Source organism: Aeromonas sp. CD (assembly GCF_033349375.1).
Lineage (GTDB): Bacteria > Pseudomonadota > Gammaproteobacteria > Enterobacterales > Aeromonadaceae > Aeromonas > Aeromonas hydrophila.
On sequence record NZ_CP137631.1, the window covers coordinates 1,106,305 to 1,127,921 of the forward strand.

Genomic DNA, 21,617 nt, shown 5'->3' on the forward strand with positions numbered 1-21,617 from the left:
ACTGGTTTTATAAATATACCTCTGGATGATTGCCAAATAGTCTGAATATTTCACTATGCTGATGATTTATTCATATCTGACAATATTAATGAAAGTCTTGAATGGTAATGGGAAAGATACATATCATCTTGTTTTTGCTGCTGCATCGGCAGAGTTCAGTATCGGTGCTCTATATGGCTGGATAGCCAAGCACTTATTTGAAACGGGTTCACTATCAGGGGATTCAACGGTGTTGGTGATGGTTGCCATTCACGAGATTTTCTATGATGACGCCGGCAAGCTGCAGGTGTTGCTGGCGTTGAGCAAAGGGGTGCGAGCTCTCCTGGTCAGCCTGTCCCGCATGATTATGCCGGCCAATAAGGTACAGGAGACGTTTCTGCTTTTTATAGGAGGCTTATTTTCAGATGTCTTCTGGATGGTGGCTTACGGCAATGAAGCCAACAGAAAGTCTGTGTTGATATAAATATGTTGGTTGGTTTTGAATATACTGTTTTTCTGATAAAAAAGAAATGTGTGTGAAGTTGACTGATTTAAATAGATGTCGTGTTCAAAGTCGTAAATCAGAACGCTGATTGACATCCCCACTTTCCTTTGACGGATAATTTTTCACGTTAACTCGATATCAAATTTTTTCATGACACTAAAACATAAATGATATTCAATGAAATAATATAAAATGCGATTGGTCATGTGACAGCACGGCTTGATGCTGGTGCGGGCGGATGATTAGCGGAAGATGGTATCAAGTGGCGACAACCTGGGTTGCCGGTAAGGCTCGGGTTGCACGGCCTGTGCCAACCAGGCCCAGTCGAGCAGAGGGGTATCGGCCTTGAAGCGCTGATAGGCAAGACCCCGGTCGACGGTCAGAAACAGGGTGGTCGGCAGGCCGATGCGGTTGATATATCGCACCATCACCTCGCCGCGATAGGAGCTCAGTCGTTGCTGCAGCTGCGGCAGATTCAGCCCGGTTGCCTGTCCCTTTTCATCCCAGATCTCGAACATGGTCATGTCTCTTGATGCGATGGCAATACTGTTTCCAAAAGCGGGCCGACAGGCAATTGTCAGATCTGACAGTGTCAAATGGATAGAGGCATGAAAAGCGAAAACCCGGCACTGGGCCGGGTTTTCTTGAATGATGGTGGAGGGAGAAGGATTCGAACCTTCGAAGGCAGAGCCGTCAGATTTACAGTCTGATCCCTTTGGCCGCTCGGGAACCCCTCCACAGGGGCCTTGCATATTGTGTTCAGGAAGATGGTGGAGGGAGAAGGATTCGAACCTTCGAAGGCAGAGCCGTCAGATTTACAGTCTGATCCCTTTGGCCGCTCGGGAACCCCTCCACGGGGTATTTTCCTGATTGTTGCACTTGAATGGTGGAGGGAGAAGGATTCGAACCTTCGAAGGCAGAGCCGTCAGATTTACAGTCTGATCCCTTTGGCCGCTCGGGAACCCCTCCCCAAGTGCGAGGCGCATACTATCAGATCTTCGCTCTTTGTGAACCCCTGGTGGCCCTATCTGGCGATAAAAAAGTGCTATTCGGTCATTTTTTGATATTTGTCGCTCATTTTTCACGCTTATTAACGACTTCCCTGTCGCTGTCAGACCGGATCCAGGATTCATCGCGGGTGTGACGCGCCACCAGACAAGATGTGCCGAGTAGCGTTTTGTACTGAAAAAATCACCTTCTCTTCTAAGTGTGATGGCTGACCGCTTCCTTGATGGACATTACTGCTGCCGCATTTTACTCTCGCCATGTTATTCAACTGTTAACATGGATTGTGGACTCTCCCTATGCAGGCTCTCGATATCGCCGTGTTGCGCGGCCAGTTTCCCGCTCTCAATCAGCTGGTTGAGGGCAAAGCCCCCATCTTCTTCGACGGCCCCGGCGGCGCTCAGGTGCCACATGCCGTACTCACCGCCATGACCGATTACCTCGGTCACTTCAACGCCAATCTGGGCGGCCCCTTTTTCTCGGCCAGGGTGACCGAGCAGCAGGCGCTGCGGGCCAGGCAGGCAGTGGCCACGTTGCTGGGGGCCGAGCGGGCAGAAGAGATAGTGTTCGGCGCCAACTTCACCACTCTGACCTTTGCGCTCAGCCGAGCGCTGGCGCGGGAGTGGCAGGCCGGTGACGAGATCATTGTCAGCGCGCTCGATCACTATTCCAACGTTTCCAGCTGGCAGCAAGCGGCGGCGGATCGCGGCGTGGTGGTACATCAGGCAAGAGTGGATGTGACCACCGGCGGGTTGGACTATGAGCATCTGTTCAGCCTGCTAGGGCCCAAGACCCGGCTGGTGGCGGTGACGGCGGCCTCCAATACTACCGGCACCCTGGTCGACATCCCTCGCATCGCCGACGCGGTACACGGGGTAGGGGCTTTGCTCTATGTGGATGCGGTTCACTTTGCGCCCCACGAACGTATCGATGTGCAGGCTTGGGATTGCGATTTTCTGGGGTGTTCCGCCTACAAATTCTTCGGCCCGCACCTCGGCATTCTCTACGGCAAGCATCGCCACCTGGCGCATTTCACTCCCTACAAGGTTGAACCGGCCAAGAACGTGGCGCCTTACAAGTGGGAGACCGGTACCCAGAGCTGGGAAGCGCTGGCCGGGGTGGAGGCCACCGTCGAATACCTGGCCTCTTTGTCCGGGTTGGATGGCACCGAGCATGAGCTGGAGGAGCGCCTCGATCTGGCGTTTGCCCGCAGCCAGGCCCACGAACGGCAGCTCAGCGAGCATCTGCTGACCAAGCTGGCCGAGCGGCCCTGGTTCACCCTGTACGGCATTTACGGCAGCCAGGGGCGCACCCCGACCTTCGCCCTGACGTCAAACCGTCATACCCCGGCCGAGATGGCCGAGTTTTTGGGGCAGCATCAGGTATGCAGCTGGGCTGGCCACTTCTATGCCTTGGCACTGGTTGCGCAACTGGGTGTGAGCGATGGGGTACTGCGCATAGGCTGCATGCACTACAACACCTCGGCCGAGATTGACCGCCTGTTTGCCCTGCTCGACGATATGCCGCATTGAGATAAAACAGCCCGGTCATGCCGGGCTGTGTCGTCTCATCTCTCTGCTGCCTGCTAGCGGCCCACGATGGCGTGATGGATATCCTGCAGCGGCAAGACATGGCGGGCGGCGCCAAGCTTGATGGCCTCCTTGGGCATGCCGAAGACCACGCAGGAGGCCTCATCCTGGGCGAAAGTGTTGGCGCCCGCCTCCAGCATTTCCCGCAATCCGCGGGCGCCGTCATCCCCCATCCCGGTCATGATGATGCCGGTGGCATTGCCGCCGGCAAACTTGGCCACCGAGCGAAACAGCACGTCCACCGAGGGGCGGTGGCGGTTGATGAGGGGGCCGTCCATCACGTCGACGTGATAGTAGGCGCCGCTGCGTTTGAGCAGCATGTGCTTGCCGCCGGGGGCGATCAGCGCCAGCCCGGGGATCACCCTGTCATTGCTCTTGGCCTCCCGCACTTCTATCTGGCACAGGTTGTTGAGCCGCTCGGCAAACGAAGCGGTGAATTTTTCCGGCATGTGCTGCACGATGACGATGCCCGGGCAGACCCGGGGCAGGGTGGTCAGCACGGCTTCCAGCGCCTGGGTGCCGCCGGTGGAGGTGCCGATCGCCACGATCCGCTCGGTGGTCTGGGCCATGGCATGCTGGCTGGCCGCAGGCATGATGGCGTCGGCATTTAGCTTGGGGGTGACACTGGAGGCGGGCACTTTGGCCTGTCGCCTGACATTGGCCTGGGCGGCGGCGCGTACCGCCATGGCCAGCTCCTGCGCCGATTCCTGCAGAAAGCTTTTCAGACCGACCGTGGGCTTGGTGATGATGTCCACGGCGCCGGCGGCCATGGCCTGCAGCGTGGTCTCCGCCCCCTTTTCGGTCAGGGAAGAGCAGATGACCACGGGAGTGGGGTGCTCGGCCATGATCTTGGTGAGGAAGGTGATGCCATCCATGCGCGGCATCTCCACGTCCAGCACGATCACGTCCGGCCACTCCTTCTTCAGCTTCTCCAGCGCAAACAGCGGATCAGACGCGGTGGCGATGACCTTGATATCTGGCTCCTGCTCGAGAATGGCCTGCAATACCTGTCTGACCACGGCGGAATCATCCACCAGCATGACCTTGATCTGTTTCATTCCCGTCCCCTTAGCGATGTGGCAAGCGGTGATGACGCACCCAGACATTGCCGTTGGCCAGCTCAAAAATCAGGCTTCTGTGTCCCGCATGGCCAAGATGGTGGGCCTTGATGGTGAGGCCAAGGTGCTGGGTCAGTTGCCAGGCGGCCTTGATGTTCCTGATGGCCACATTCATGGTATTGAGCGTCTGTTGTTCGATAAACATGTTGCCGCCGCCAAACAGCTTGACCTCGTATTCGTGGATGGGAGCGGGGTATTTGCTTATCTCGTTGATAAATAGCTGAATTGCCTCATCGGCATAGCGACCGTCCAGACTAATGGTGCTGTGACCGCGGCTGGGCAGCATGTAGTGGCACATGCCGCCTCGCTTCTGTTCCGGGTGCCACATGGTAATGGCCACACAGGAACCAAGATGGGTGCGGATGATGGTGTCATCCTGCCCAAAATAGAATTCACCGGGTTGCAGCGAGACTTCTCTCATATTGAAACCCTTATGGTTTCAGATAGATGGAAGGCGATACCAGTTGCAGGCCATGAGGCAGACCGTTCAGGCTCTCGGCATGGCTGACGATGAGATAGCCCCCTTTGCGCAGGCGCGGTACCAACCGTTGCAGTACCTGCGCCTTGGTCTCCCGGTTGAAATAGATCATCACGTTGCGGATCAGGATGACGTCGAACAGCCCGATGTCGGGCAGTTCCTGATTCAGATTGATGTGATGAAACTGCACCTTCTCGCGCAGCTTGCGATCGATGATGAAGGTGCCCTCCTGAAAACCGACCCCTTTCAGGCAGTACTTCATCAAAAATGGCAGCGGGATGTTGTGGGCCCGCTCGATGGGATATTGCCCCGCTCTGGCCTGCTCCAGCACCCGGGTCGAGATATCCGAGGCAATCACCTCCCAACTGCCATGGTTCAGATTGTCGGCCAGGGTCATGGCCAGGCTGTAGGGCTCTTCACCGGAAGAGCTGGCCGCGCTCCAGATCCGCACCGCCCGTTCTTTGGGCAGTTGTGCCAATACCTTGTTGCCGAGAAATTCAAAGTGCTTGGGTTCGCGGAAAAAATAGGTCTCGTTGGTGGTGAGCAGATCGAGTGCAACCTGCAGTTCTGTCCCCCGGTTATTCATGATCAGGCTGAAATAGTCGCCGTAGCTCTCCAGCTCGTAGTGGCAGAGTCGCTTTGACAGGCGGCTGGCGACCAGGGCCTTCTTGGCCGGTGACAAGTCGATACCCGCCGTCTGGTGGATCCAGCGTTGAAACTGCGCAAATTCATCATCATGCAACTGGGTCTGATACACGCACAAACTCCCTGCGGTGAGCGGGATGCGGGTGAGCTTGGCCCACCCGCATCAGGCTAGAAGCGGATAAAGTCGGCGTCATTGTGAGGGCGTGGCGTGGTGCCTACACCTTCCTGGCCGTTGCCCTCGTGCATGAAACGCCCCCGTGGGCCACCGCGGGCCGGTGCCTTCTGGTTGGCGCCGTGCTTGTGCTGTTCCAGCGTGAAGAACTCCATCGCCAGTTGTAGCTGCTCTGCCTGGCTGCTCATCTCCTCGGCGGTGGCGGCCAGCTCCTCACTGCAGGAGGCATTTTGTTGAGTGACCTGGCTCAGCTGATTCATGGCGATGTTGATCTGGCTGACGCCGGTGGACTGTTCGGCGGAGGCGGCGCTGATCTCCTGCACCAGATCCGAGGTCTTGTTGATGGAGGGCACCATCTGATCGAGCAGACGGCCCGCCTTCTCCGCCATGTCGACACTGCTAGAGGCCAGCTCGCCGATCTCCTGGGCCGCGACCTGGCTGCGCTCCGCCAGTTTGCGCACTTCGGCGGCCACCACGGCGAAGCCCTTGCCGTGATCCCCGGCCCGGGCGGCCTCGATGGCGGCATTGAGGGCCAGCAGATTGGTCTGGTAGGCGATGTCGTCGATGATGCCGATCCGCTTGGCGATCTGCTTCATGGCATCGACCGTGAGCTTGACGGCCTCACCGCCTTCCACGGCCTCCTTGGCGGCCTTGCTGGCCATGCCATCGGTGACCTGGGCATTGTCGGTGTTCTGGTTGATGCTGGCGCTCATCTGCTCGATGGAGGCGCTGGTCTCTTCCATGCTGGAAGCCTGCTCGCTGCTGGACTGGCTGATGGACTGGGCGGTGGCGCTGACCTGCTCGGCCGCGCTGGAGAGATTGTCAGATGCGCCTCGTACTTCGGTGACGATATTGGTCAGCGAGACGATGGTCTGGTTGAGGGAGTCCTTGGTGGTGCCAAATACACCGGGGTAGTCGGCCTCGACCTGTTGGGTCAAGTCGCCTCTGGCCAGGGATTGCACCACCCGGATCACGTCGTTGAGGCTGGTATCGATCACCTCAGCGATGCGATTGATGCCCTCTCCCAGGGTCTGGAAGAAGCCATTCTTGCCGGTCAGGTCCATGCGGCGGTGCAGTTCGCCGTTGATCACCGCCTGCACGATTTCCGACATCTCCCGCTCGATGGCGACTTCCTTGGTGCGATCCGACCACTCGACCACGGAGCCGAGCCGTTCGCCATCGTCGCTAAACACCGGGTTGGCGATGAGCGAGAAGGTGCGCCCGCCGAGCAGGATCTGGGTGTGATAGGTATTGTTCAGCTTGGCCAGCATGCTGCGCTGATGGCCCGGATTTTTGTGGAAGCTGTCGATGTTGGCCCCCATCAGGGTGGCTGAATTGAAGTTGTAGAGTTCTTTGCGAATATCCGCTTCAGCCAGGCTCAGCATCTCTTTGACGGATTCATTCATGTAGATGATGTTGAGATCGGTGTCGGCGATCATTACGTTGGTGCGGGCGCCATCGAGCGCCTTCTTGACGCGCAGGCTCTCTGCTGCAGCGATCTTGGCCGCAGCGCTGGCAGCCTTCATCTCGTTCTCGATGGCGATCTCCTTGGTCCGATCGGCCCACTCGACAACGGAGCCAAGCCGTTCGCCGCCATCGTTGAAGACCGGATTGGCGATCAGCGAGAAGATACGCCCCCCGACGGTTATTTGGGCGCGATAGGTGCTGTTCAGTTTGGCCAGCATGCTGCGTTGATGGGAAGGGTCTTTGTGGAAGGTATCAATGTTCTTGCCCATCAGCTGTCTGACATCAAAATTGGGCAGATCCTTGCGAATGTCCGATTCGGCCTGGCCCAGCATGGCGAGCACGGCTTCATTCATATAGACGATGTCGAGATTGGTATCGGCGATCATCACATTGGTCGAGGCCCCATCCAGCGCCTTGCGCACTCGCAGGTTCTCGTCATACAGGGTCTGATTGGCACTGATGGTGGCGAGGGTGTTGCTAAGGCGCTCCCCCAGCAGTGCCAGCACGGTATTGAACTCCTGACAGAGTTCCCGCAGCGGGCCGCTGAGCGAACCCAGCTCCAACTGGGCTGACTGGTCGCCTTGTTTGATCCCCTGCTGGAGCGATCGGGTTGCACCAATGAGCTGGAGCAGTTGTTCCTGAAGCAAGGCATGAGCGCTGCCGTTGCCGAACAGATTGCCAAAAAATGATTGAGTCATGAGCCTTATCCTTGTGCGACATGTCATTGCTGTGTGGTGTGGTGAGCGACACTCTTGTTGCTTGCTACGCCTGAATCACGGTGTCTGTGGCTTCTGTTCCAGCAACCGTTCCTGCTGCTGGGTCAGTTCGCTGAGCTGTGCCATTTCGTCGATGGAGAGCACCTTCTCGGTATTGATGAGGATGACGAATTTACCGTTTACCTTGCCCATGCCGCTGATAAAGTCGGCCCGGATGCGAGCCCCAAAGCTCGGTGGTGGCTCTATCTCATTGCAGGGAATGGTCAGCACTTCGGAGACGGAATCCACCACCACGCCGATGTCCTGATTGCCGTGTTCCGGGTCGTCCGGATGCACTCCCTCGATAATGACGATGCAACTGCGGCGGGTGATGCTGGAAGGGGCATTGCCAAAGCGGGCATTGAGATCCACCACCGAGACCACGGCTCCCCTGAGGTTGATCACGCCGCGGATGAAGCTTGGCATCATGGGGATGGGGGTGATGTTGCCGTATTCGATGATCTCCTTGACCCCGAGAATGTTGATGGCAAACATCTCGCCGTTGATGAGAAAGGTCAGGTACTGGGCATCGCCCTGGTTATCAGGGGCCAGCGTGCCGGGCTGGACGGCCACTTCGGTAGACATGCTCATGGGGCTCTCCGGTTAAAAACGGACAAAATCGGCCTCGTCAACCTGAGGTTGCGTTGCCGTATTGCCGTGCAGTGGGTGCTGGGTCGGCATGACAAATTTGCCTCTGGGGGGCAATCCTTTATGTCCGCTCTCGTGAGTCCTTGCTGGTTTGTTCAGGTTCTCCAGCGAGAAAAAATCCATGGTTTGTTGCAGTTCGTTGGCCTGAGAGCTCATCTCTTCGGCCGTGGCCGCCAGCTCCTCGCTGCTGGCGGCGTTTTGCTGGGTCACCTGATTGAGCTGGCTCATGGCGAGGCTTATCTGGTTGGCGGCGCTGGCCTGCTCACCGGAGGCGGCATTGATCTCCTGCACCAGATCGGAGGTCTTGCGAATGGAGGGCACTATCTTGTCGAGCAGGCTGCCGGCCTTCTCGGCAGTATCGACGCTGCTGGATGAGAGCTCGCCTATCTCCTGCGCCGCTATCTGGCTGCGTTCGGCCAGTTTGCGGACCTCGGCGGCCACCACCGCGAATCCCTTGCCGTGTTCACCGGCCCGAGCCGCCTCGATGGCGGCGTTGAGGGCCAGCAGATTGGTCTGGTAGGCGATGTCATCGATGATGCTGACCTTGCGGGCGATCTGCTGCATCGCGGCCACCGTCTGTTGGACCGAGCGGCCACCTTCCGTAGCTTCGAGCACGGCGCTGCTCGCCATGTTGTCGGTGACCTTGGCATTGTCGGTGTTCTGGTTGATGCTGGCGCTCATCTGCTCGATGGAGGCGCTGGTCTCTTCCACGCTGGCAGCCTGCTCGCTGGTGGCCTGGCTCAGGGACTGGGCCGTGGTACTGACCTGGTTGGAGGCATTGGTCAGGTTGTCGGCTGCGTTGCGCACCTCCTCGATGATGGCGGTCAGCGCCTCTATGGTGCTGTTGAGACCATCCTTGGTCTGGCCAAAAATCCCCGGATAGGGCTGCTCTATCTTCTGGGTCAGATCGCCCCGTGACAGGGCGGTGGCGATGCGCATCACATCGTTGAGACTGGTGTCGGTGACGTTGGATAGGCGGTTGAGCAGTTCGGACAGCCGCTTGATGTAGCCCTGGCGTCCATCCAGTTCGATCTTGTAACTGAAGTTTCCCTGCTCGACGGCGGCAGTCACCAGGGTCTCGATGTCGTTGATGAGTGCCGTCAGCTTGTTGACCATGTTCTGCATGGCCAGTAGCAGTTGCCCGGCTTCGTCGTGGGCTCCGATGTCGATGGTGACGTCGAGGTTGCCTTCGGCCAGGTGGTTGGCTACCTGCAGTGCCTGGTTGATGGGAGAGATGATGCTGCGGATGAGGACGATGCCAAACCAGGCGGCAGCCACCATGCCTGCGGCAACGACCGCCAGCATGGTGAGCAGCATGACGTCGTACCAGGCCTGCGCCTGTTCGTACTCGGATTTGGCGACGTCGAGCTGCAGGCTGACCAGCTCGGTTATCTTGCCGCCTATGGGATCGATGGAGCTGTAAAGCTTGCCGTCAAATTCGTTGAGCATGCCGGTGACGACACCGCGCTGGGTCGAGAGAAACGCTTCCAGTCGGGTTATATCCCGGTCCGCTGCGCTGAACAGGCTGTTGGCCTCGGCTGACAGCTTCTGTTCGGCTTCGGTCAGCTTGGTGGCCTGGTAATGCTGCCACTCCAGTTTGATCTGCTGCTGGGCATGCTTGATCTGCTGCTGCGCCTCTTCGGCGCTGATGAGGCCCGCATTGGCCTTGTTGACGTTGTCGATGATGGCGACGGCATAATTGTCTGAGATGGTCTTGAGCTGTTTGAGCGGCACCACCCGATCGTTGTAGACCCGCTGCAGACCAGAGTTGCTGCTCTGCATGTTGTAGAGCCCCAAGGCACCCACTCCCAGCAGCAGTGCGCAGAGCAGGCAGAGTAGAATGGTGAGTCGCAGCTTGATGGTGGAGTTTTTGAACATGACAGGCTCCTGGCGTTAATTGACTCTAGGTTGGATTTGCAGACGTGGAATGGCGTACTGGCTCAGTTGGCCCAGCTCCTGTTCGATGGCGTGTTGAATGAGAGAGGGGATATCCAGAATGAGGGCAACTTCACCGCCTCCCAGAATGGTGGAGCCGCTGATCCCCTGCAGGCGCTGGAACAGCTTGCCAAGCGGCTTGATGACGGTCTGGAATTCACCCAGCAGCTCGTCGACCACCAGGCCGGATTTCTTGCCGCCGTGGCTGACGACCACGATGTTTTCCCGGCGTCCTCTGGTGCCCTCGACGTCGAAATAGTGCTGCAGCCGGACAAAAGGCAGCACTTCCCCGCGCAGATTGATGTAGTTGCGTCCCTGGGTATCGGCCAGCGCGCTCTGGGTCAGCTCCACGCATTCGATCACCATGTCGAGGGGGATGACGTAGTGGGTCGTACTGACGCGCACCAGAAAACCATCGATGATGGCCAGCGTGAGCGGCAGCCGGATCTGGACCCGGGTGCCGAGGCCGGGTTTGCTGTCGAGTTCGACACTGCCGCGCAGGGCCTGGATGTTGCGTTTGACCACATCCATGCCCACCCCGCGGCCGGAGAGATTGGTGATGGCCTCCGCCGTGGAGAAGCCGGGTTCGAAGATGAGCTGGTAGATCTCCTGATCCGTCAGAGTGGCATTGGTGGTTAGCAGGCCGCGTTCTTGCGCCTTTTGCAGGATCCTGGCCTTGTTGAGGCCGGCGCCATCGTCTTGAATTTCGATGACGATGCTGCCGGAGTCGTGATAGGCGTTGAGAGTCAGGGTGCCCCTTGCCGGCTTGCCGGCGGCCACTCTTCTGTCAGCTGATTCGATGCCGTGGTCCATGGCGTTGCGTACCAGGTGCATCAAGGGGTCGCCGATCTTCTCCACCACCGATTTGTCCAGTTCGGTCTCGCCGCCGGTGATGACCAGGGCGATGTCTTTGTCCAGTTCATGGCTGACATCCCGCACTACCCGCTGGAAGCGGTTGAAGGTATCGCCGATGGGCACCATGCGCAGGCGCAGTGCCCCATCCCGGATCTCTTCGACCAGCATGGCAATGGTGGAGTTGGCCTCCTGCAGCTGGCTGTCCCGGGAACGCTGAGCCAGCAGGTTGGCCCCCGAGCTGGCGACCACCAGTTCGCCCACCAGATTGATCAGGTCATCCAGCTTGTCGGCATGGACCCGGACATAGCGTCCTTCCTTGTTTTTGCTCTCCTTGTTCTGGCTCTGCTTCTTGAGCGCGGCATCCACCACCACCTCGCTGACGGCACCCTGGGCAATCAGGATCTCTCCCAGCTTGCCGGCGTCGGTCTGCGGTTGTTCATGCTGGGCTTGCAGCCCGAGTACCAGCTCGCTGGCCGTCAGGGCGCCGGTCTTGACCAACAGCTGCCCCAGCATCTCGTTGTCTTCCGGCAGGGCATTGATGAGGTCGATGTACTCGGCCAGCTTGCTGTGGGGTGGAATGATGGTGATACGGCAGTCATCGCGGACAAATTCGAACACATCGCTCAGGGCATTTTTGTCGGCCTGGGTATCCAGATCGAGTTCGTAGCCCAAGTAGCAGCTCTCCGGATCGAAATGTTCCCAGTCGGGCAGAGCATGGTGAATGGTCTCGATGGCGCAGAGGGTCCCCATGGTGCCGAGGTAACGCAGAAAAGAGGTAGGATCCATGCCGTTGCGCAGCACATCCGGGCCAAAGCGCAGGGAGATGTGCCACAGAGACGTGGCACTGACATGACCCTCCTCCTTGCTGACCGGGCTGGTCTCGACCGGTGGGTTGTGTTCCGGCAGGCCGGCTTGGCTGGTGGTTTGATAGTGTGCCAGGTTGCTTCTCAACTGCTCATCCTGAGCCTGTTCATCCGCACCGAGCGCTTCCCCTTGTTCGGCCACCAGGCTGACCAGGCGTTCGATGTGATCCCGGCTCTCCAGCAGATCCTTGATGAGTGCTTCACTGATCGCCAACTGCTGGTTGCGCACCTGATCGAGCAGATCCTCGACGATGTGGGTAAAGCTGACGATGGGTTGCAGGCCAAACAGGCCGGCGGAGCCCTTGATGGTGTGGGCCGCCCGGAAGATGGCGCCGATGAGCTCGCTATTGTCCGGCTCGTTTTCCAGTGTCAGCAGTGCGGACTCCATCTCCTCGAGCAGCTCACGCGCCTCGGCGATGTAGGTTTGCAGGGCCTGATCAAGATTGATGCTCACGAATGACTCCTTGTCCGCGGAACCGGCTAGGCGTGATCGGGGTGGGGGATGAGGGTGGGATCGCCGAAGAAGGTTGCCAGCTGGCACAGCTCAAGGGCATCGAGTACCGCATGGCTGTGCATCACCAGATGCAGTGGATAGCCGCCCTGCTGCGCCGTCTTCTTGGCGGCCAGCAGCAGTTGCAGACCGGCACTGTCCATTTCGCTGACCTGGGAGAGATCCAGCTCCAGCTCTTGCTGGCGATAGAGCAGGGGAGTGAGCGCCTGTTTGAGCTCGGCTGCGGTATAGATGGTCATCTCGCCCGCAATGGCCACAACTGTCTTCTCTTCGCCTGTTTCGATATGCAGCGGCATGAACGCCTCCCGACTCAGGGCATGATGAGCTTGGCGACGGCAGCCAGCATCTGGTCCGGCTGAAACGGCTTGACCACCCAGGCCTTGGCTCCCGCAGCCTGTCCTTCCTGCTTCTTGCTGTCCTGGGACTCGGTGGTCAGCATGATCACCGGGGTGAACTTGTAGCTGGCCAGTTTCTTGGCCTCCTTGACGAAGCTGATGCCGTCCATGTTCGGCATGTTGACGTCACTGATGATGAGGTTGATCTTCTTGCCGTCGAGTTTCTTGAGGGCATCCTTGCCGTCGCAGGCCTCCATCACCTCATAACCGGCGCCCTTGAGTGTCATGCCGACGACCTGGCGTATGGTTGCCGAGTCATCCACGATCAGGACTGTTTTGGCCATATCTCTCTCCTAGAAAAAAGTGACATCAGCGTTGCTGGATGGGGTTGCCGTCGGGGTTTTGCGACCGTGATGGATATTGCGCTGCTCATCGGTGGCATATGAGAGTTCCATGTCTGCCAGCCAGCTTTCCGCATCGATCTGGATGGGGCCGGACTGGTGCGTTCTGGTGCGCGACGAGATCAGGTGATCGTTGAGGCTGTCCATATTCTGACGAACATGGCCAAGGATTTGACTGACTCTATCCTGGAACTGTAACGACACGATGACATCGGAAATCTCACGGTGGATCCCGGTACTCTCGCTCTGCAGCAGGGCTGCCGACTCGGCCAGGCTGGTGGTGGCCATCCGAAAGCGCTCCAGTACCTGTTCGATGGCGTGTTCGGCGTCGCTGACGGCGGCCTGATCCCGCCCTGCCGCACTCTCGGCAATCTGGAAGGCCCGGCTGATGCCGGTGTTGATGGTATCGACCTTGTCGGTCATCTTCTGGGCGGTTTCGCTGGAGAGGCGCGACAGGGTGCGCACCTCGTCCGCCACCACGGCGAAGCCACGACCCGCTTCACCCGCCCTGGCCGCCTCGATGGCGGCATTGAGGGCCAGCAGGTTGGTCTGGGAGGCTATCTTGGCCACGTCGAGCGCCATGGTATTGAGTTCGATGGTGTAGGCGGTGAGGGTTTTTATCTCTGCCAGCATGGCGTCACGGTTGGCCTGGGTAGAGTGCATGATGGCGACGACCTGGTTGAGCTGGGCCTGACTCTCGGCCAGCACGGCGGTCATGCCGGCGGATTTCTCGCCGCCCAGATCGCCGGCAGCGTTGTGGGATGCGGCGACCGCCTCTTCCAGCTTGGTGGTCAGCCCGGCAAAGCGCTGGGTGAGGTCAATCATGGCCCCTTCGGTTTGCTGGCGAGAGTTTTCAATCTGTTGCGACCAGATAGGCACGGCCTTTTCGCACACCTGCTCGAGCCCGATGATGGAGTGGTTGAGCCCGGCAGCGGACCATGACGGAGTCTGTTCTTGTTGATCGGACTGGCCGGCAGGTTTGGCGTGGTAGTGACGGGCACTCCACAGGGCGGCAGCCACGGCCAGCACCAGGTTGGCCAGCACATACGGCAAGGGGCTGCCCGCAAGTATCAGCAACAAGGTGCTGAACAGCCCCAGGCCAAGGCCGCAGGCCCAGCTGACAGGCTCCCAGAAAGGGGAGGAGTGTGCCCTTGTGTTGTCTGTCATACGCGAACTTGCCCCTGCATATGGATGGAAGAAGGTGAACCGCCGTCCCCTCAGGTAGGGACCCAAGCGCCAACTTGCTAGTTATCAATAGCTCAGTAAGGTTAGCGCAAAAAAATGGGCTGGTTACAAATTGGTCCTATTCGGGGGGCGCTACTGAGAAAACTGGAATATGGCGACTGTCACAGGGCCATCGTCGGGAGTCACTGCGGTGAGAGGGCCGGAACCTGGGAGGAGGAGAGAAGTGCTGGGCGAGGCAATGAAAAGAGCCTGCATTGGCAGGCTCTTGGTGCTGTATGTGTCGATTTACGCGTCGTTGGCGTGGGCCTTCTGGCACCCTTCCACGGCATGGGCGATAAGCTCCAGCGCGCTCTTGTCGCACGGCGGCAGCTCGGCCTCGCACGCCTTGATGGGTGTCACGCGATCGCCCCACTTGATGATGGCGGCGCCCCAGGTCAGGCCGGCACCGAAGGCGGCGGTCAGCAGATAGCTGTTCGGCTGGACGCGGCCCTGCTCCAGTGCCTCGCACAGGGCGATGGGCACGGTGGCGGCGGAGGTATTGCCGTAGTGCTCGATGTTGACCATCACCTTCTCCATCGGCGCGTTCATGCGCTTGGCGAGGGTCTCGATGATGCGGATGTTGGCCTGGTGCGGCACGATCAGATCGATCTGTTCCGGAGCGATGCCGGCCTGTGTCAGTACCGTGTTGGTGGCTTCGCCCATGCCGCGTACGGCCCGCTTGAAGATCTCCTGGCCTTCAAAGTTGAAGGTAAAGAGGCCGTCGATGTCGGCAAAGCGCACCCGGTCGGTACCGAAGTTCGGCACGTGCAGGATCTCGCGCGCCTCGCTGTCACAGCCCAGCTTGTTGGCGATCAGGCCGCTCTCCTGCTCGCTCGCCTCGATCACCACGGCGCCGGCGCCGTCGCCAAACAGCACTGCGGTGTCGCGACGGGCCCAGTCCAGCAGGTAGGTGAGTCGCTCGGCGCCGATCACCAGCACCTTCTTCATCATGCCGGTTTGTACCAGCGAGGTGGCGATCGAGAGGGAGTAGACGAAACCGGTGCAGGCGGCATTGAGGTCGAACACGGCGGCATTGGTGGCGCCCAGCTTCTTCTGCACCGCGGAGGCGGCGCTCGGTAGCAGGTTGTCCGGCGTGGCGGTGGCCAGGATGATGCCGTCGAGGTCGCTGGCTTCCAGCCCGGCGCAGGCCAGTGCACGACGCCCTGCCAGGGTGGCCAGATCGGAGGTGCTGACGTGGGAGATGCGGCGAGCCTTGATGCCGGTGCGCGGGTAGATCCACTCATCCGACGTATCCATGATGGTGCTGAGGTCGTCGTTGGTCAGCACGGAGGGAGGCAGGCATTTGCCCCAGCCTGTGATATTGGCGTATTTCATCTTGTTACCGCTTCTCAAGTGGATCGCCCGCGGGCGGAAAATCGCGCAATTATGCCGCACGGGGCAACCACTGTCATCTTGTGGTCATGGTTATCTGGCAGCAGGGTCACGCCAGGTTGCGGGGGCTGACGGGAAATTTCGCTTAAACCACAGGGCTTGGCTGCCCTAAGATAGGGCTTTCGCCACTGGATGGAACCTCCCCTTGCACAAAGCCAATCTCAACCTGCTGCCCACCCTCAAGGTGCTGCTGGAGACCCGCAACATCAGCCGGGCGGCGGAGCTGCTGCACCTGAGCCAGCCCTCCATCAGCAAGCAGCTCGGCCTGCTGCGCAGCGAGTTTGGCGACGAGTTGCTGGTGCGGGAGGGGCAGCGCTGGCTGCTGACGCCACGGGCCGAGGCGCTGGCTGCCCAGTTGGCGGACTCCCTCGGTGCGCTGGAGCGGCTCTACGAGGCCCCCGGTTTTGACCCGAGCCGCTGCGAGCGGGTGTTCCGGCTTGCCTCCTCCGATTACGTGGCCCAGCACATCCTGCCGGATATCTGCGCGGCGCTGGCCAGGGAGGCGCCGCTGGCGGCGCTGGAGTACAGCCTGTGGGACAAGCGCCTGCTGCCGCAGCTGTGGCAATCCGAGCTGGACATGGTTTCCACCATCACCGAACTGGTGCCGGATCAGATCCGCGGCCTGCATCAGGGGGAAGATTGGCTGGTGGTGTTGATGGGTAGCCATCATCCGTTGGCAGGGCGCTCGCTCAGCCTGGATGACTACCTCGCCTGGCCTCACCTGCAGGTGAGCGGTGGGGGCGACAAGGACAGCCCGGTGGAACAGGTACTGGCACCGCAGGGGCTGTCCCGGCGCTGGTTTGCCCGGGTGCCCTTCTTTCAGGCGGCGGTGGAGGTGTTGCTGCGCACCGACTGTCTGCTGACCACCCCGGCCCACATCGCCTGGCAGCTCTCCTGCGAGCACGCCCTGCACTTTTGCGATCTGCCGTTTACCAGCCGTACCCAGCAGTATCATCTGTTGTGGCACCAGCGCCACCATCAGGATCCGGCCCACAAGTGGTTTCGCGAACTGGCCTATCCCTTCCTGCGCGAGCACCTGCAGCGCACGGTGGCGGCGAGTCGCAAGGTGTTGAACCCGCCCCGCTAGCAACAGACGCTTGTGTTGGCCTATAGCTGTTGGCTATGGGTTCTATTCCCAACTTTCACTTCTGGCATAACCAAGAGCCCTTTACCCTGAGCGCAGACATTCATCTTCCGCTTGAGACAAGGAACACCATGGAACTGACGAGTTGGCTGGCACTGGCCGCAATCTGCGTGATGGGGGCCATCAGCCCGGGGCCGAGCCTGGCGCTGATCATCCGCAACACGGTGCAGGGCGGGCAGGGGCACGGTGTGGCCACCGCGCTTGGTCACGGCTTCGGGGTTGGCATCTATGCGCTGATCACGGCTTTGGGTCTGGCCATCCTGATCACCCAGACCCCGCTGCTGTTTGACGTTATCCGCTACGGCGGCGCCGCGTTTCTCGCCTGGCTCGGGGTCAAGGCGCTGCTGGCCAAGCCCGCCAAGGGGGAGGCGAGCGAAGAGGTGCACCAGCTGCGCGGTCGGCAAGGCGCCTTTGAAGGCTTTATGGTGGCCTTTCTCAACCCCCAGCTCGCGGTCTTCTTCATCGCCCTGTTCAGCCAGTTTGTGCATGCCGACACCGGCTGGCGCGAGGGGGGCATCATGATGCTCACCGCTGGCGGGATCGACGCCGTCTGGTACGTGCTGGTGGCGCAGGTGCTCTCTCGTGGCCCCGTATTGGCCTGGCTCAAGGCCAAGTCCTTCGTCATCGACAAGGTAAGCGGTCTGGTGCTGCTGGGGCTGGCCCTGAAGGTGGTGCTCTAGTCATCCCGCGGCACGATCTGCTGCTGGCCTGGCTCAAGGCCAAGTCCTTCGTTATCGACAAGGTAAGCGGCCTGGTGCTGCTGGGGCTGGCCCTGAAGGTAGTACTCTGATCCAATCCTGTATTTTGCGGGGGATCAAGGCGGGGAGGGTGGCAATGCCCTAGAGTGGCGCCCATTTGCTGTCCGCCCTGATCCCGAGACCATGCACCAGAACAAGCACCCGTTAAGCCACAACAACCGGTTGGAGCTGCTGGCTCCGGCCAAGAACCTCGCCTACGGCATCGAAGCCATCAATCATGGCGCCGATGCCGTCTACATGGGCGGCCCCGCTTTTGGCGCTCGCAGCGCGGCGGGCAACTCCCTCGAGGATATCGAAGCGCTGGCGCGCCATGCCCATCGCTTCGGTGCCCAGGTCTTCGTCGCCTTCAACACCCTGCTGCACGATCACGAACTGGAGCAGGCCCGGCGGCTGACTCACCAGATCTACGAAGCGGGGGCCGATGCGCTGATCGTGCAGGACATGGGGTTGCTGGCGCTCGACTTGCCCCCCATTGCTCTGCACGCCAGTACCCAGACCGACAACCGCACCCCGGAGAAGGTGAAGTTTCTGCAGGATGTGGGCTTCTCCCAGGTGGTGTTGGCGCGCGAGCTGTCGCTGGCGCAGATCCACGAGATAAGCGCCGCGACCAATGTGCAGCTGGAGTTTTTTATCCACGGCGCGCTCTGCGTCTCCTACAGCGGTCAGTGCAACATCAGCCATGCCCGGACCGGCCGCAGCGCCAATCGTGGCGAATGTGCCCAGCTCTGCCGTTTGCCCTGCTCGCTGCAAAAGCCGGATGGCGAGGTGCTGGTGGCTGACAGCCACCTGCTCTCCCTCAAGGACATGGATCAGACCGACAACCTGGAGGCGCTGATCGAGGCGGGGATCCGCTCCTTCAAGATAGAGGGGCGTCTCAAGGGGCTTGATTACGTCAAGAACGTCACCGCCTGGTATCGGCAGAAGCTCGACGCCATTCTGGATAGCCGCAGCGATCTGGTGGCTTCCTCGGCCGGCCGTTGCAGCTACAGCTTCACGCCTGATCCCAAAAAGAGCTTCAACCGCGGCAGCACCGATTACTTCCTCCATGGCCGCCAGCCCGGGATCGACTCCACCAAGAGCCCGAAATACGTGGGCGAGCCGCTGGGCCGGGTCACCAGAGTCACCAAGGATGGCATCGAGATAGATGACAAGCCCGTGAGTCTCAACAACGGCGATGGCCTTGGCTTCTTCAAGCCGAACAACGAGCTGGTGGGGATGCGTCTGAACAAGGTGGATGGTAAGCAGTTACTCCTTTCAGAGCGCATGCCGGGCTTGAAGGTAGGCACCGAAATCTACCGCAACCACGATCAGGCATTCAGCAAGGTGCTGGAGAAGACCAGCGCCGATCGCCTCATCCGGGTCGATATGCAACTCTCTGAGTGCGATGAGGGCTTGCGCCTCACGCTTACCGATGAGCAGGGCATCAGCGCCGCCGTCGCGCTCCCCTGCGACAAACAGCCGGCCGACAATCCGGAACGGGCGCTGCAACAGGCGCGCGACCAGCTCGGCAAACTCGGCAATACCCTGTTTGTGGCGCGCAAGGTTGAGTTGGCGTTTACTCACCCGCTATTCATCGCCGCATCACAGCTTAACGGCTTGCGCCGGGAGGGTATCGCCGTGTTGGAGGCGGCGCGTGTGGCCAGCTACCAGCGCCCCGAGCGACGCATCGCGCTGCGGGATATCCACTATCCCCAGCACCGTCTCTCCTACCTTGGCAACGTGCTGAACAGCGCGGCCGAACAGTTCTTCCGTGAGCACGGGGTGGAGCGTATCGCGCCCGCTTATGAGGCGAACAAGGAGGAGCGGGAAGTGGTGCTGATGATCACCAAACACTGTATCCGCTACAGCCAGAACCTCTGCCCGAACGAGGTGCCGGGCCTCAAGGCCGAGCCGCTGGAGCTCAAGATGGGCAAGGACACCTTCCGCCTGCGGTTTGATTGCCACCGCTGCGAAATGCATGTGATGGGGAGTTTGAAGCGTTGAAAGCAATGGACTCCTCCCACTCTTGATCGTGCTGAAGAGAGGGGGGCATACGAAATAACAGAGATGCGGTGTTTTACGCATGCTTTCGTGAGCGGTTGCTGATGTTCTTTCTTGATTTCAATGTGTTAATCGGGAGAAATACAGCTTAATGGCATCAAGAGGCTGGTAGAGAGATTGCCATCCTCGAATCGATGATCATCAAGGCGTAAAAATACAAGGATGTATTGATGCTTGCACTTTCGATCGTGACTCCGCACGGAACCAATATCGCATCAGGTAAAAAAACATTGGAGGTTCGCTCCTGGTGTCCCCCCACTCTCCCTGTTCGCGATCTTCTGATTGTTGAAAATACAGTGTTTTTATCTCGTGATATGCCATGCGACCCCGACGGTAGAGTCGTTGCGATCGTCGATATTGAGGAGGTCCATGAATGGCGATCTGATGAGGTCGCTGCGGCTTGCTCAAGTGGCTGGGAACCGGGTTACTGGGCATGGCACCTTGCCAATGTTCGCCCCATTGGGGATGGCCCCATAGTGCCCGCCAGACGCAAGCTTTATGAGATTGACCCGCAGAGTCTGACTGCGGGCATGAGCTATCAGGTGACTGACCATGCCGAGCCCCATAGCTCCTTCATCGAGCAGGGCACCAGGATCTTTATTGCCGACTGAGCCCTTCATCTTCTTTGCTGCAACTTAGGTCAACCACCATGCTTGAACTCAGACCCAACTGTGAATGCTGTGACAAGGATCTGCCTGCCGATACAGGACTTGCCTATATCTGCTCCTTCGAGTGCACCTTCTGTGCCGATTGCAGCGAGCACTACCTGCAACTGTGCTGCCCCAACTGCGGTGGCGAACTGGTCAGGCGTCCTCGCCGCTCCACGGCCAAGCTGGCGACCCATCCTGCCGCCATCAAGCGCGTCTTCAATCCGGCTTTGAAGAGTCGCTCTTAAAAAAATAGGTGCGGCAGTTTGAGTCTCCGCTGCTGCATGCGTGAGCTCTTCCGTCCTCAAGGGACAAGGGGTTGGGGGAGGGCAATAGGAAGAGGAATCAGCTGGACTGCCCATTATGTCTCTGTACAAACCTCTGGGGATGCTGGGTTAATGAAGCTGACCTTGCTGTGCCGGTGGGCGGGCGCCCACCGGTGGATTCTGTTGCAATCTGGAGAAGTGGCCAACGATACCTATGGCTTGGCGAATTGATCGGCGCTGAGCACCTCGATGCCAACGAAAGGTTGCTCGCCCTCGACCCAGGCATCGTGCCCCGGCGGAATGGTGTAGGACTCGCCGGCGTTGATTGTCTTGAGGGTGCCGTCCGCCAGGCGGACAGTGAGCGACCCCGAGACGGCGTAACCCACGTGCGAGAGCTGGCATTGCTCCGTCTTGACGACAGGTTTGATGCAGTCAGACCAGCGCCAGCCAGGGGCAAAGTTGAACCGCCCTATGGTGTAGCCATCGAGTTTAACGACCTCGACCCGGGTCTTGTCGGGAGTACGCACCTCGTCAGGGGCGCCGTGGGATCTCACTTGGAATTGAGTGACTGTGACTGGAGTGGACATGTTTCCTCCTGATTTCAAACGGATCGCAGCCGATGGCTGCGATCGGATCGCCAGGAAATACGCCGTGATCCAGATAGTCAGCAAGTCGCCAACGCGCAGCGTCATCCCGGTCTTCGAAGTATTCGCCCAAACTTCCGTCGGCGCCCTGGTTTGCTGTCACTACGGGCAAGTTTTCACCCCATGTCAGGGGCTCTCTGTATTTGAACAAGTGCCCCTGCTGGCTCTATGGAAAAACATGCTTGTTCTTCAATGTGTTGGCGGACGGGAAAGATGAGCTGACATTGGGCTACGTCTGGTA

Annotated in this window: 21 protein-coding genes and 3 tRNA genes; 8 read left to right on the top strand and 16 right to left on the bottom strand. The window is 59.5% G+C overall.

The window, feature by feature from the left end:
- Positions 1-55 precede the first annotated feature (55 nt).
- On the top strand, positions 56-463 hold the full coding sequence (locus R2E40_RS05120; protein ID WP_318164912.1) for a hypothetical protein: 408 nt from the start codon (positions 56-58) through the stop codon (positions 461-463).
- Positions 464-726: 263 nt separating this feature from the next.
- On the opposite strand, the gene R2E40_RS05125 is transcribed toward R2E40_RS05120, so the two are convergent.
- From R2E40_RS05125 to R2E40_RS05140, 4 genes are all read right to left on the bottom strand, one after another.
- Entirely contained in the window at positions 727-1,002 is a 276-nt protein-coding gene (locus tag R2E40_RS05125) for a hypothetical protein (RefSeq protein WP_318164913.1), read from the bottom strand.
- A 134-nt stretch (positions 1,003-1,136) separates the two neighbouring features.
- Positions 1,137-1,221, bottom strand: a tRNA-Tyr gene (locus tag R2E40_RS05130).
- Positions 1,222-1,252: 31 nt separating this feature from the next.
- Positions 1,253-1,337 (bottom strand) — tRNA-Tyr (locus R2E40_RS05135).
- 31 nt (positions 1,338-1,368) lie between these two features.
- A tRNA-Tyr gene (locus R2E40_RS05140) sits at positions 1,369-1,453 on the bottom strand.
- Between the two features lie 335 nt (positions 1,454-1,788).
- Here R2E40_RS05140 and R2E40_RS05145 point away from each other — a divergent pair.
- A complete protein-coding gene (locus R2E40_RS05145) occupies positions 1,789-3,021 on the top strand; it encodes a cysteine desulfurase-like protein (protein WP_318164914.1) in 1,233 nt (410 codons plus the stop codon).
- Positions 3,022-3,074: 53 nt separating this feature from the next.
- Here the strand turns inward: R2E40_RS05145 and R2E40_RS05150 are convergent, their stop codons facing one another.
- From R2E40_RS05150 to R2E40_RS05200, 11 genes are all read right to left on the bottom strand, one after another.
- Positions 3,075-4,136, bottom strand: a complete 1,062-nt coding sequence (locus R2E40_RS05150) for a chemotaxis response regulator protein-glutamate methylesterase (protein WP_318164915.1) — start codon at positions 4,134-4,136, stop codon at positions 3,075-3,077.
- Positions 4,137-4,146: 10 nt separating this feature from the next.
- Positions 4,147-4,617, bottom strand: coding sequence for a chemoreceptor glutamine deamidase CheD (cheD, locus tag R2E40_RS05155; protein ID WP_318164916.1), 471 nt, complete (start codon positions 4,615-4,617; stop codon positions 4,147-4,149).
- 10 nt (positions 4,618-4,627) lie between these two features.
- Positions 4,628-5,431 (bottom strand): CheR family methyltransferase, encoded by an 804-nt coding sequence (locus tag R2E40_RS05160; RefSeq protein WP_118881781.1) that lies wholly within the window; start codon positions 5,429-5,431, stop codon positions 4,628-4,630.
- Positions 5,432-5,487: 56 nt separating this feature from the next.
- Positions 5,488-7,656 carry a methyl-accepting chemotaxis protein gene (locus R2E40_RS05165; protein ID WP_318164917.1) on the bottom strand — a complete coding sequence of 723 codons (2,169 nt, stop codon included), beginning with the start codon at positions 7,654-7,656 and terminating at the stop codon, positions 5,488-5,490.
- Between the two features lie 75 nt (positions 7,657-7,731).
- Complete coding sequence (locus tag R2E40_RS05170; protein ID WP_016349735.1) at positions 7,732-8,304, bottom strand: chemotaxis protein CheW; 573 nt, start codon at positions 8,302-8,304, stop codon at positions 7,732-7,734.
- A 12-nt stretch (positions 8,305-8,316) separates the two neighbouring features.
- A complete protein-coding gene (locus R2E40_RS05175) occupies positions 8,317-10,239 on the bottom strand; it encodes a methyl-accepting chemotaxis protein (protein WP_318164918.1) in 1,923 nt (640 codons plus the stop codon).
- A 15-nt stretch (positions 10,240-10,254) separates the two neighbouring features.
- The gene (locus tag R2E40_RS05180) at positions 10,255-12,468 is read right to left on the bottom strand and encodes a chemotaxis protein CheA (RefSeq protein WP_318164919.1); all 2,214 of its coding nucleotides are present in this window, start codon (positions 12,466-12,468) and stop codon (positions 10,255-10,257) included.
- Between the two features lie 26 nt (positions 12,469-12,494).
- Positions 12,495-12,821, bottom strand: coding sequence for an STAS domain-containing protein (locus R2E40_RS05185; RefSeq protein ID WP_318164920.1), 327 nt, complete (start codon positions 12,819-12,821; stop codon positions 12,495-12,497).
- A 14-nt stretch (positions 12,822-12,835) separates the two neighbouring features.
- Entirely contained in the window at positions 12,836-13,204 is a 369-nt protein-coding gene (locus R2E40_RS05190; RefSeq protein WP_011704967.1) for a response regulator, read from the bottom strand.
- Between the two features lie 9 nt (positions 13,205-13,213).
- Complete coding sequence (locus R2E40_RS05195; protein WP_318164921.1) at positions 13,214-14,428, bottom strand: methyl-accepting chemotaxis protein; 1,215 nt, start codon at positions 14,426-14,428, stop codon at positions 13,214-13,216.
- 303 nt (positions 14,429-14,731) lie between these two features.
- Positions 14,732-15,820 (bottom strand): ketoacyl-ACP synthase III, encoded by a 1,089-nt coding sequence (locus R2E40_RS05200; protein ID WP_318164922.1) that lies wholly within the window; start codon positions 15,818-15,820, stop codon positions 14,732-14,734.
- A gap of 202 nt (positions 15,821-16,022) precedes the next feature.
- Between R2E40_RS05200 and R2E40_RS05205 the strand changes: the two genes are divergently transcribed.
- The 5 genes from R2E40_RS05205 (at position 16,023) to R2E40_RS05225 (ending at position 20,714) form a co-directional block, all read left to right on the top strand.
- Complete coding sequence (locus R2E40_RS05205) at positions 16,023-16,964, top strand: LysR family transcriptional regulator (RefSeq protein ID WP_318164923.1); 942 nt, start codon at positions 16,023-16,025, stop codon at positions 16,962-16,964.
- A gap of 128 nt (positions 16,965-17,092) precedes the next feature.
- A complete protein-coding gene (locus R2E40_RS05210) occupies positions 17,093-17,701 on the top strand; it encodes a LysE family translocator (protein ID WP_318164924.1) in 609 nt (202 codons plus the stop codon).
- Positions 17,702-17,902: 201 nt separating this feature from the next.
- Positions 17,903-19,762, top strand: coding sequence for a U32 family peptidase (locus tag R2E40_RS05215; RefSeq protein WP_318164925.1), 1,860 nt, complete (start codon positions 17,903-17,905; stop codon positions 19,760-19,762).
- Between the two features lie 227 nt (positions 19,763-19,989).
- On the top strand, positions 19,990-20,430 hold the full coding sequence (locus tag R2E40_RS05220) for an ASCH domain-containing protein (protein WP_318164926.1): 441 nt from the start codon (positions 19,990-19,992) through the stop codon (positions 20,428-20,430).
- A 38-nt stretch (positions 20,431-20,468) separates the two neighbouring features.
- On the top strand, positions 20,469-20,714 hold the full coding sequence (locus R2E40_RS05225) for a DUF1272 domain-containing protein (RefSeq protein ID WP_201886722.1): 246 nt from the start codon (positions 20,469-20,471) through the stop codon (positions 20,712-20,714).
- A gap of 230 nt (positions 20,715-20,944) precedes the next feature.
- Here the strand turns inward: R2E40_RS05225 and R2E40_RS05230 are convergent, their stop codons facing one another.
- Positions 20,945-21,319 carry a cupin domain-containing protein gene (locus R2E40_RS05230; RefSeq protein WP_318164927.1) on the bottom strand — a complete coding sequence of 125 codons (375 nt, stop codon included), beginning with the start codon at positions 21,317-21,319 and terminating at the stop codon, positions 20,945-20,947.
- On the opposite strand from R2E40_RS05230, the gene R2E40_RS05235 reads away from it, so the two are divergent.
- Positions 21,318-21,593 (top strand): hypothetical protein, encoded by a 276-nt coding sequence (locus R2E40_RS05235; RefSeq protein ID WP_318164928.1) that lies wholly within the window; start codon positions 21,318-21,320, stop codon positions 21,591-21,593. The two genes, R2E40_RS05230 and R2E40_RS05235, sit on opposite strands and share 2 nt — an antisense overlap.
- Positions 21,594-21,617: the final 24 nt, after the last annotated feature.

What these genes read in the sequence shown, in the direction of transcription:
- R2E40_RS05120 (WP_318164912.1), top strand. Translation starts at nt 56, where the DNA reads ATGCTGATGATTTATTCATATCTGACAATATTAATGAAAGTCTTGAAT.
- R2E40_RS05125 (WP_318164913.1), bottom strand. Translation starts at nt 1,002, where the DNA reads ATGTTCGAGATCTGGGATGAAAAGGGACAGGCAACCGGGCTGAATCTG.
- R2E40_RS05145 (WP_318164914.1), top strand. Translation starts at nt 1,789, where the DNA reads ATGCAGGCTCTCGATATCGCCGTGTTGCGCGGCCAGTTTCCCGCTCTC.
- R2E40_RS05150 (WP_318164915.1), bottom strand. Translation starts at nt 4,136, where the DNA reads ATGAAACAGATCAAGGTCATGCTGGTGGATGATTCCGCCGTGGTCAGA.
- cheD (WP_318164916.1), bottom strand. Translation starts at nt 4,617, where the DNA reads ATGAGAGAAGTCTCGCTGCAACCCGGTGAATTCTATTTTGGGCAGGAT.
- R2E40_RS05165 (WP_318164917.1), bottom strand. Translation starts at nt 7,656, where the DNA reads ATGACTCAATCATTTTTTGGCAATCTGTTCGGCAACGGCAGCGCTCAT.
- R2E40_RS05170 (WP_016349735.1), bottom strand. Translation starts at nt 8,304, where the DNA reads ATGAGCATGTCTACCGAAGTGGCCGTCCAGCCCGGCACGCTGGCCCCT.
- R2E40_RS05175 (WP_318164918.1), bottom strand. Translation starts at nt 10,239, where the DNA reads ATGTTCAAAAACTCCACCATCAAGCTGCGACTCACCATTCTACTCTGC.
- R2E40_RS05185 (WP_318164920.1), bottom strand. Translation starts at nt 12,821, where the DNA reads ATGCCGCTGCATATCGAAACAGGCGAAGAGAAGACAGTTGTGGCCATT.
- R2E40_RS05190 (WP_011704967.1), bottom strand. Translation starts at nt 13,204, where the DNA reads ATGGCCAAAACAGTCCTGATCGTGGATGACTCGGCAACCATACGCCAG.
- R2E40_RS05195 (WP_318164921.1), bottom strand. Translation starts at nt 14,428, where the DNA reads ATGACAGACAACACAAGGGCACACTCCTCCCCTTTCTGGGAGCCTGTC.
- R2E40_RS05200 (WP_318164922.1), bottom strand. Translation starts at nt 15,820, where the DNA reads ATGAAATACGCCAATATCACAGGCTGGGGCAAATGCCTGCCTCCCTCC.
- R2E40_RS05210 (WP_318164924.1), top strand. Translation starts at nt 17,093, where the DNA reads ATGGAACTGACGAGTTGGCTGGCACTGGCCGCAATCTGCGTGATGGGG.
- R2E40_RS05215 (WP_318164925.1), top strand. Translation starts at nt 17,903, where the DNA reads ATGCACCAGAACAAGCACCCGTTAAGCCACAACAACCGGTTGGAGCTG.
- R2E40_RS05220 (WP_318164926.1), top strand. Translation starts at nt 19,990, where the DNA reads ATGCTTGCACTTTCGATCGTGACTCCGCACGGAACCAATATCGCATCA.
- R2E40_RS05225 (WP_201886722.1), top strand. Translation starts at nt 20,469, where the DNA reads ATGCTTGAACTCAGACCCAACTGTGAATGCTGTGACAAGGATCTGCCT.
- R2E40_RS05235 (WP_318164928.1), top strand. Translation starts at nt 21,318, where the DNA reads ATGTTTCCTCCTGATTTCAAACGGATCGCAGCCGATGGCTGCGATCGG.
- R2E40_RS05230 (WP_318164927.1), bottom strand. Translation starts at nt 21,319, where the DNA reads ATGTCCACTCCAGTCACAGTCACTCAATTCCAAGTGAGATCCCACGGC.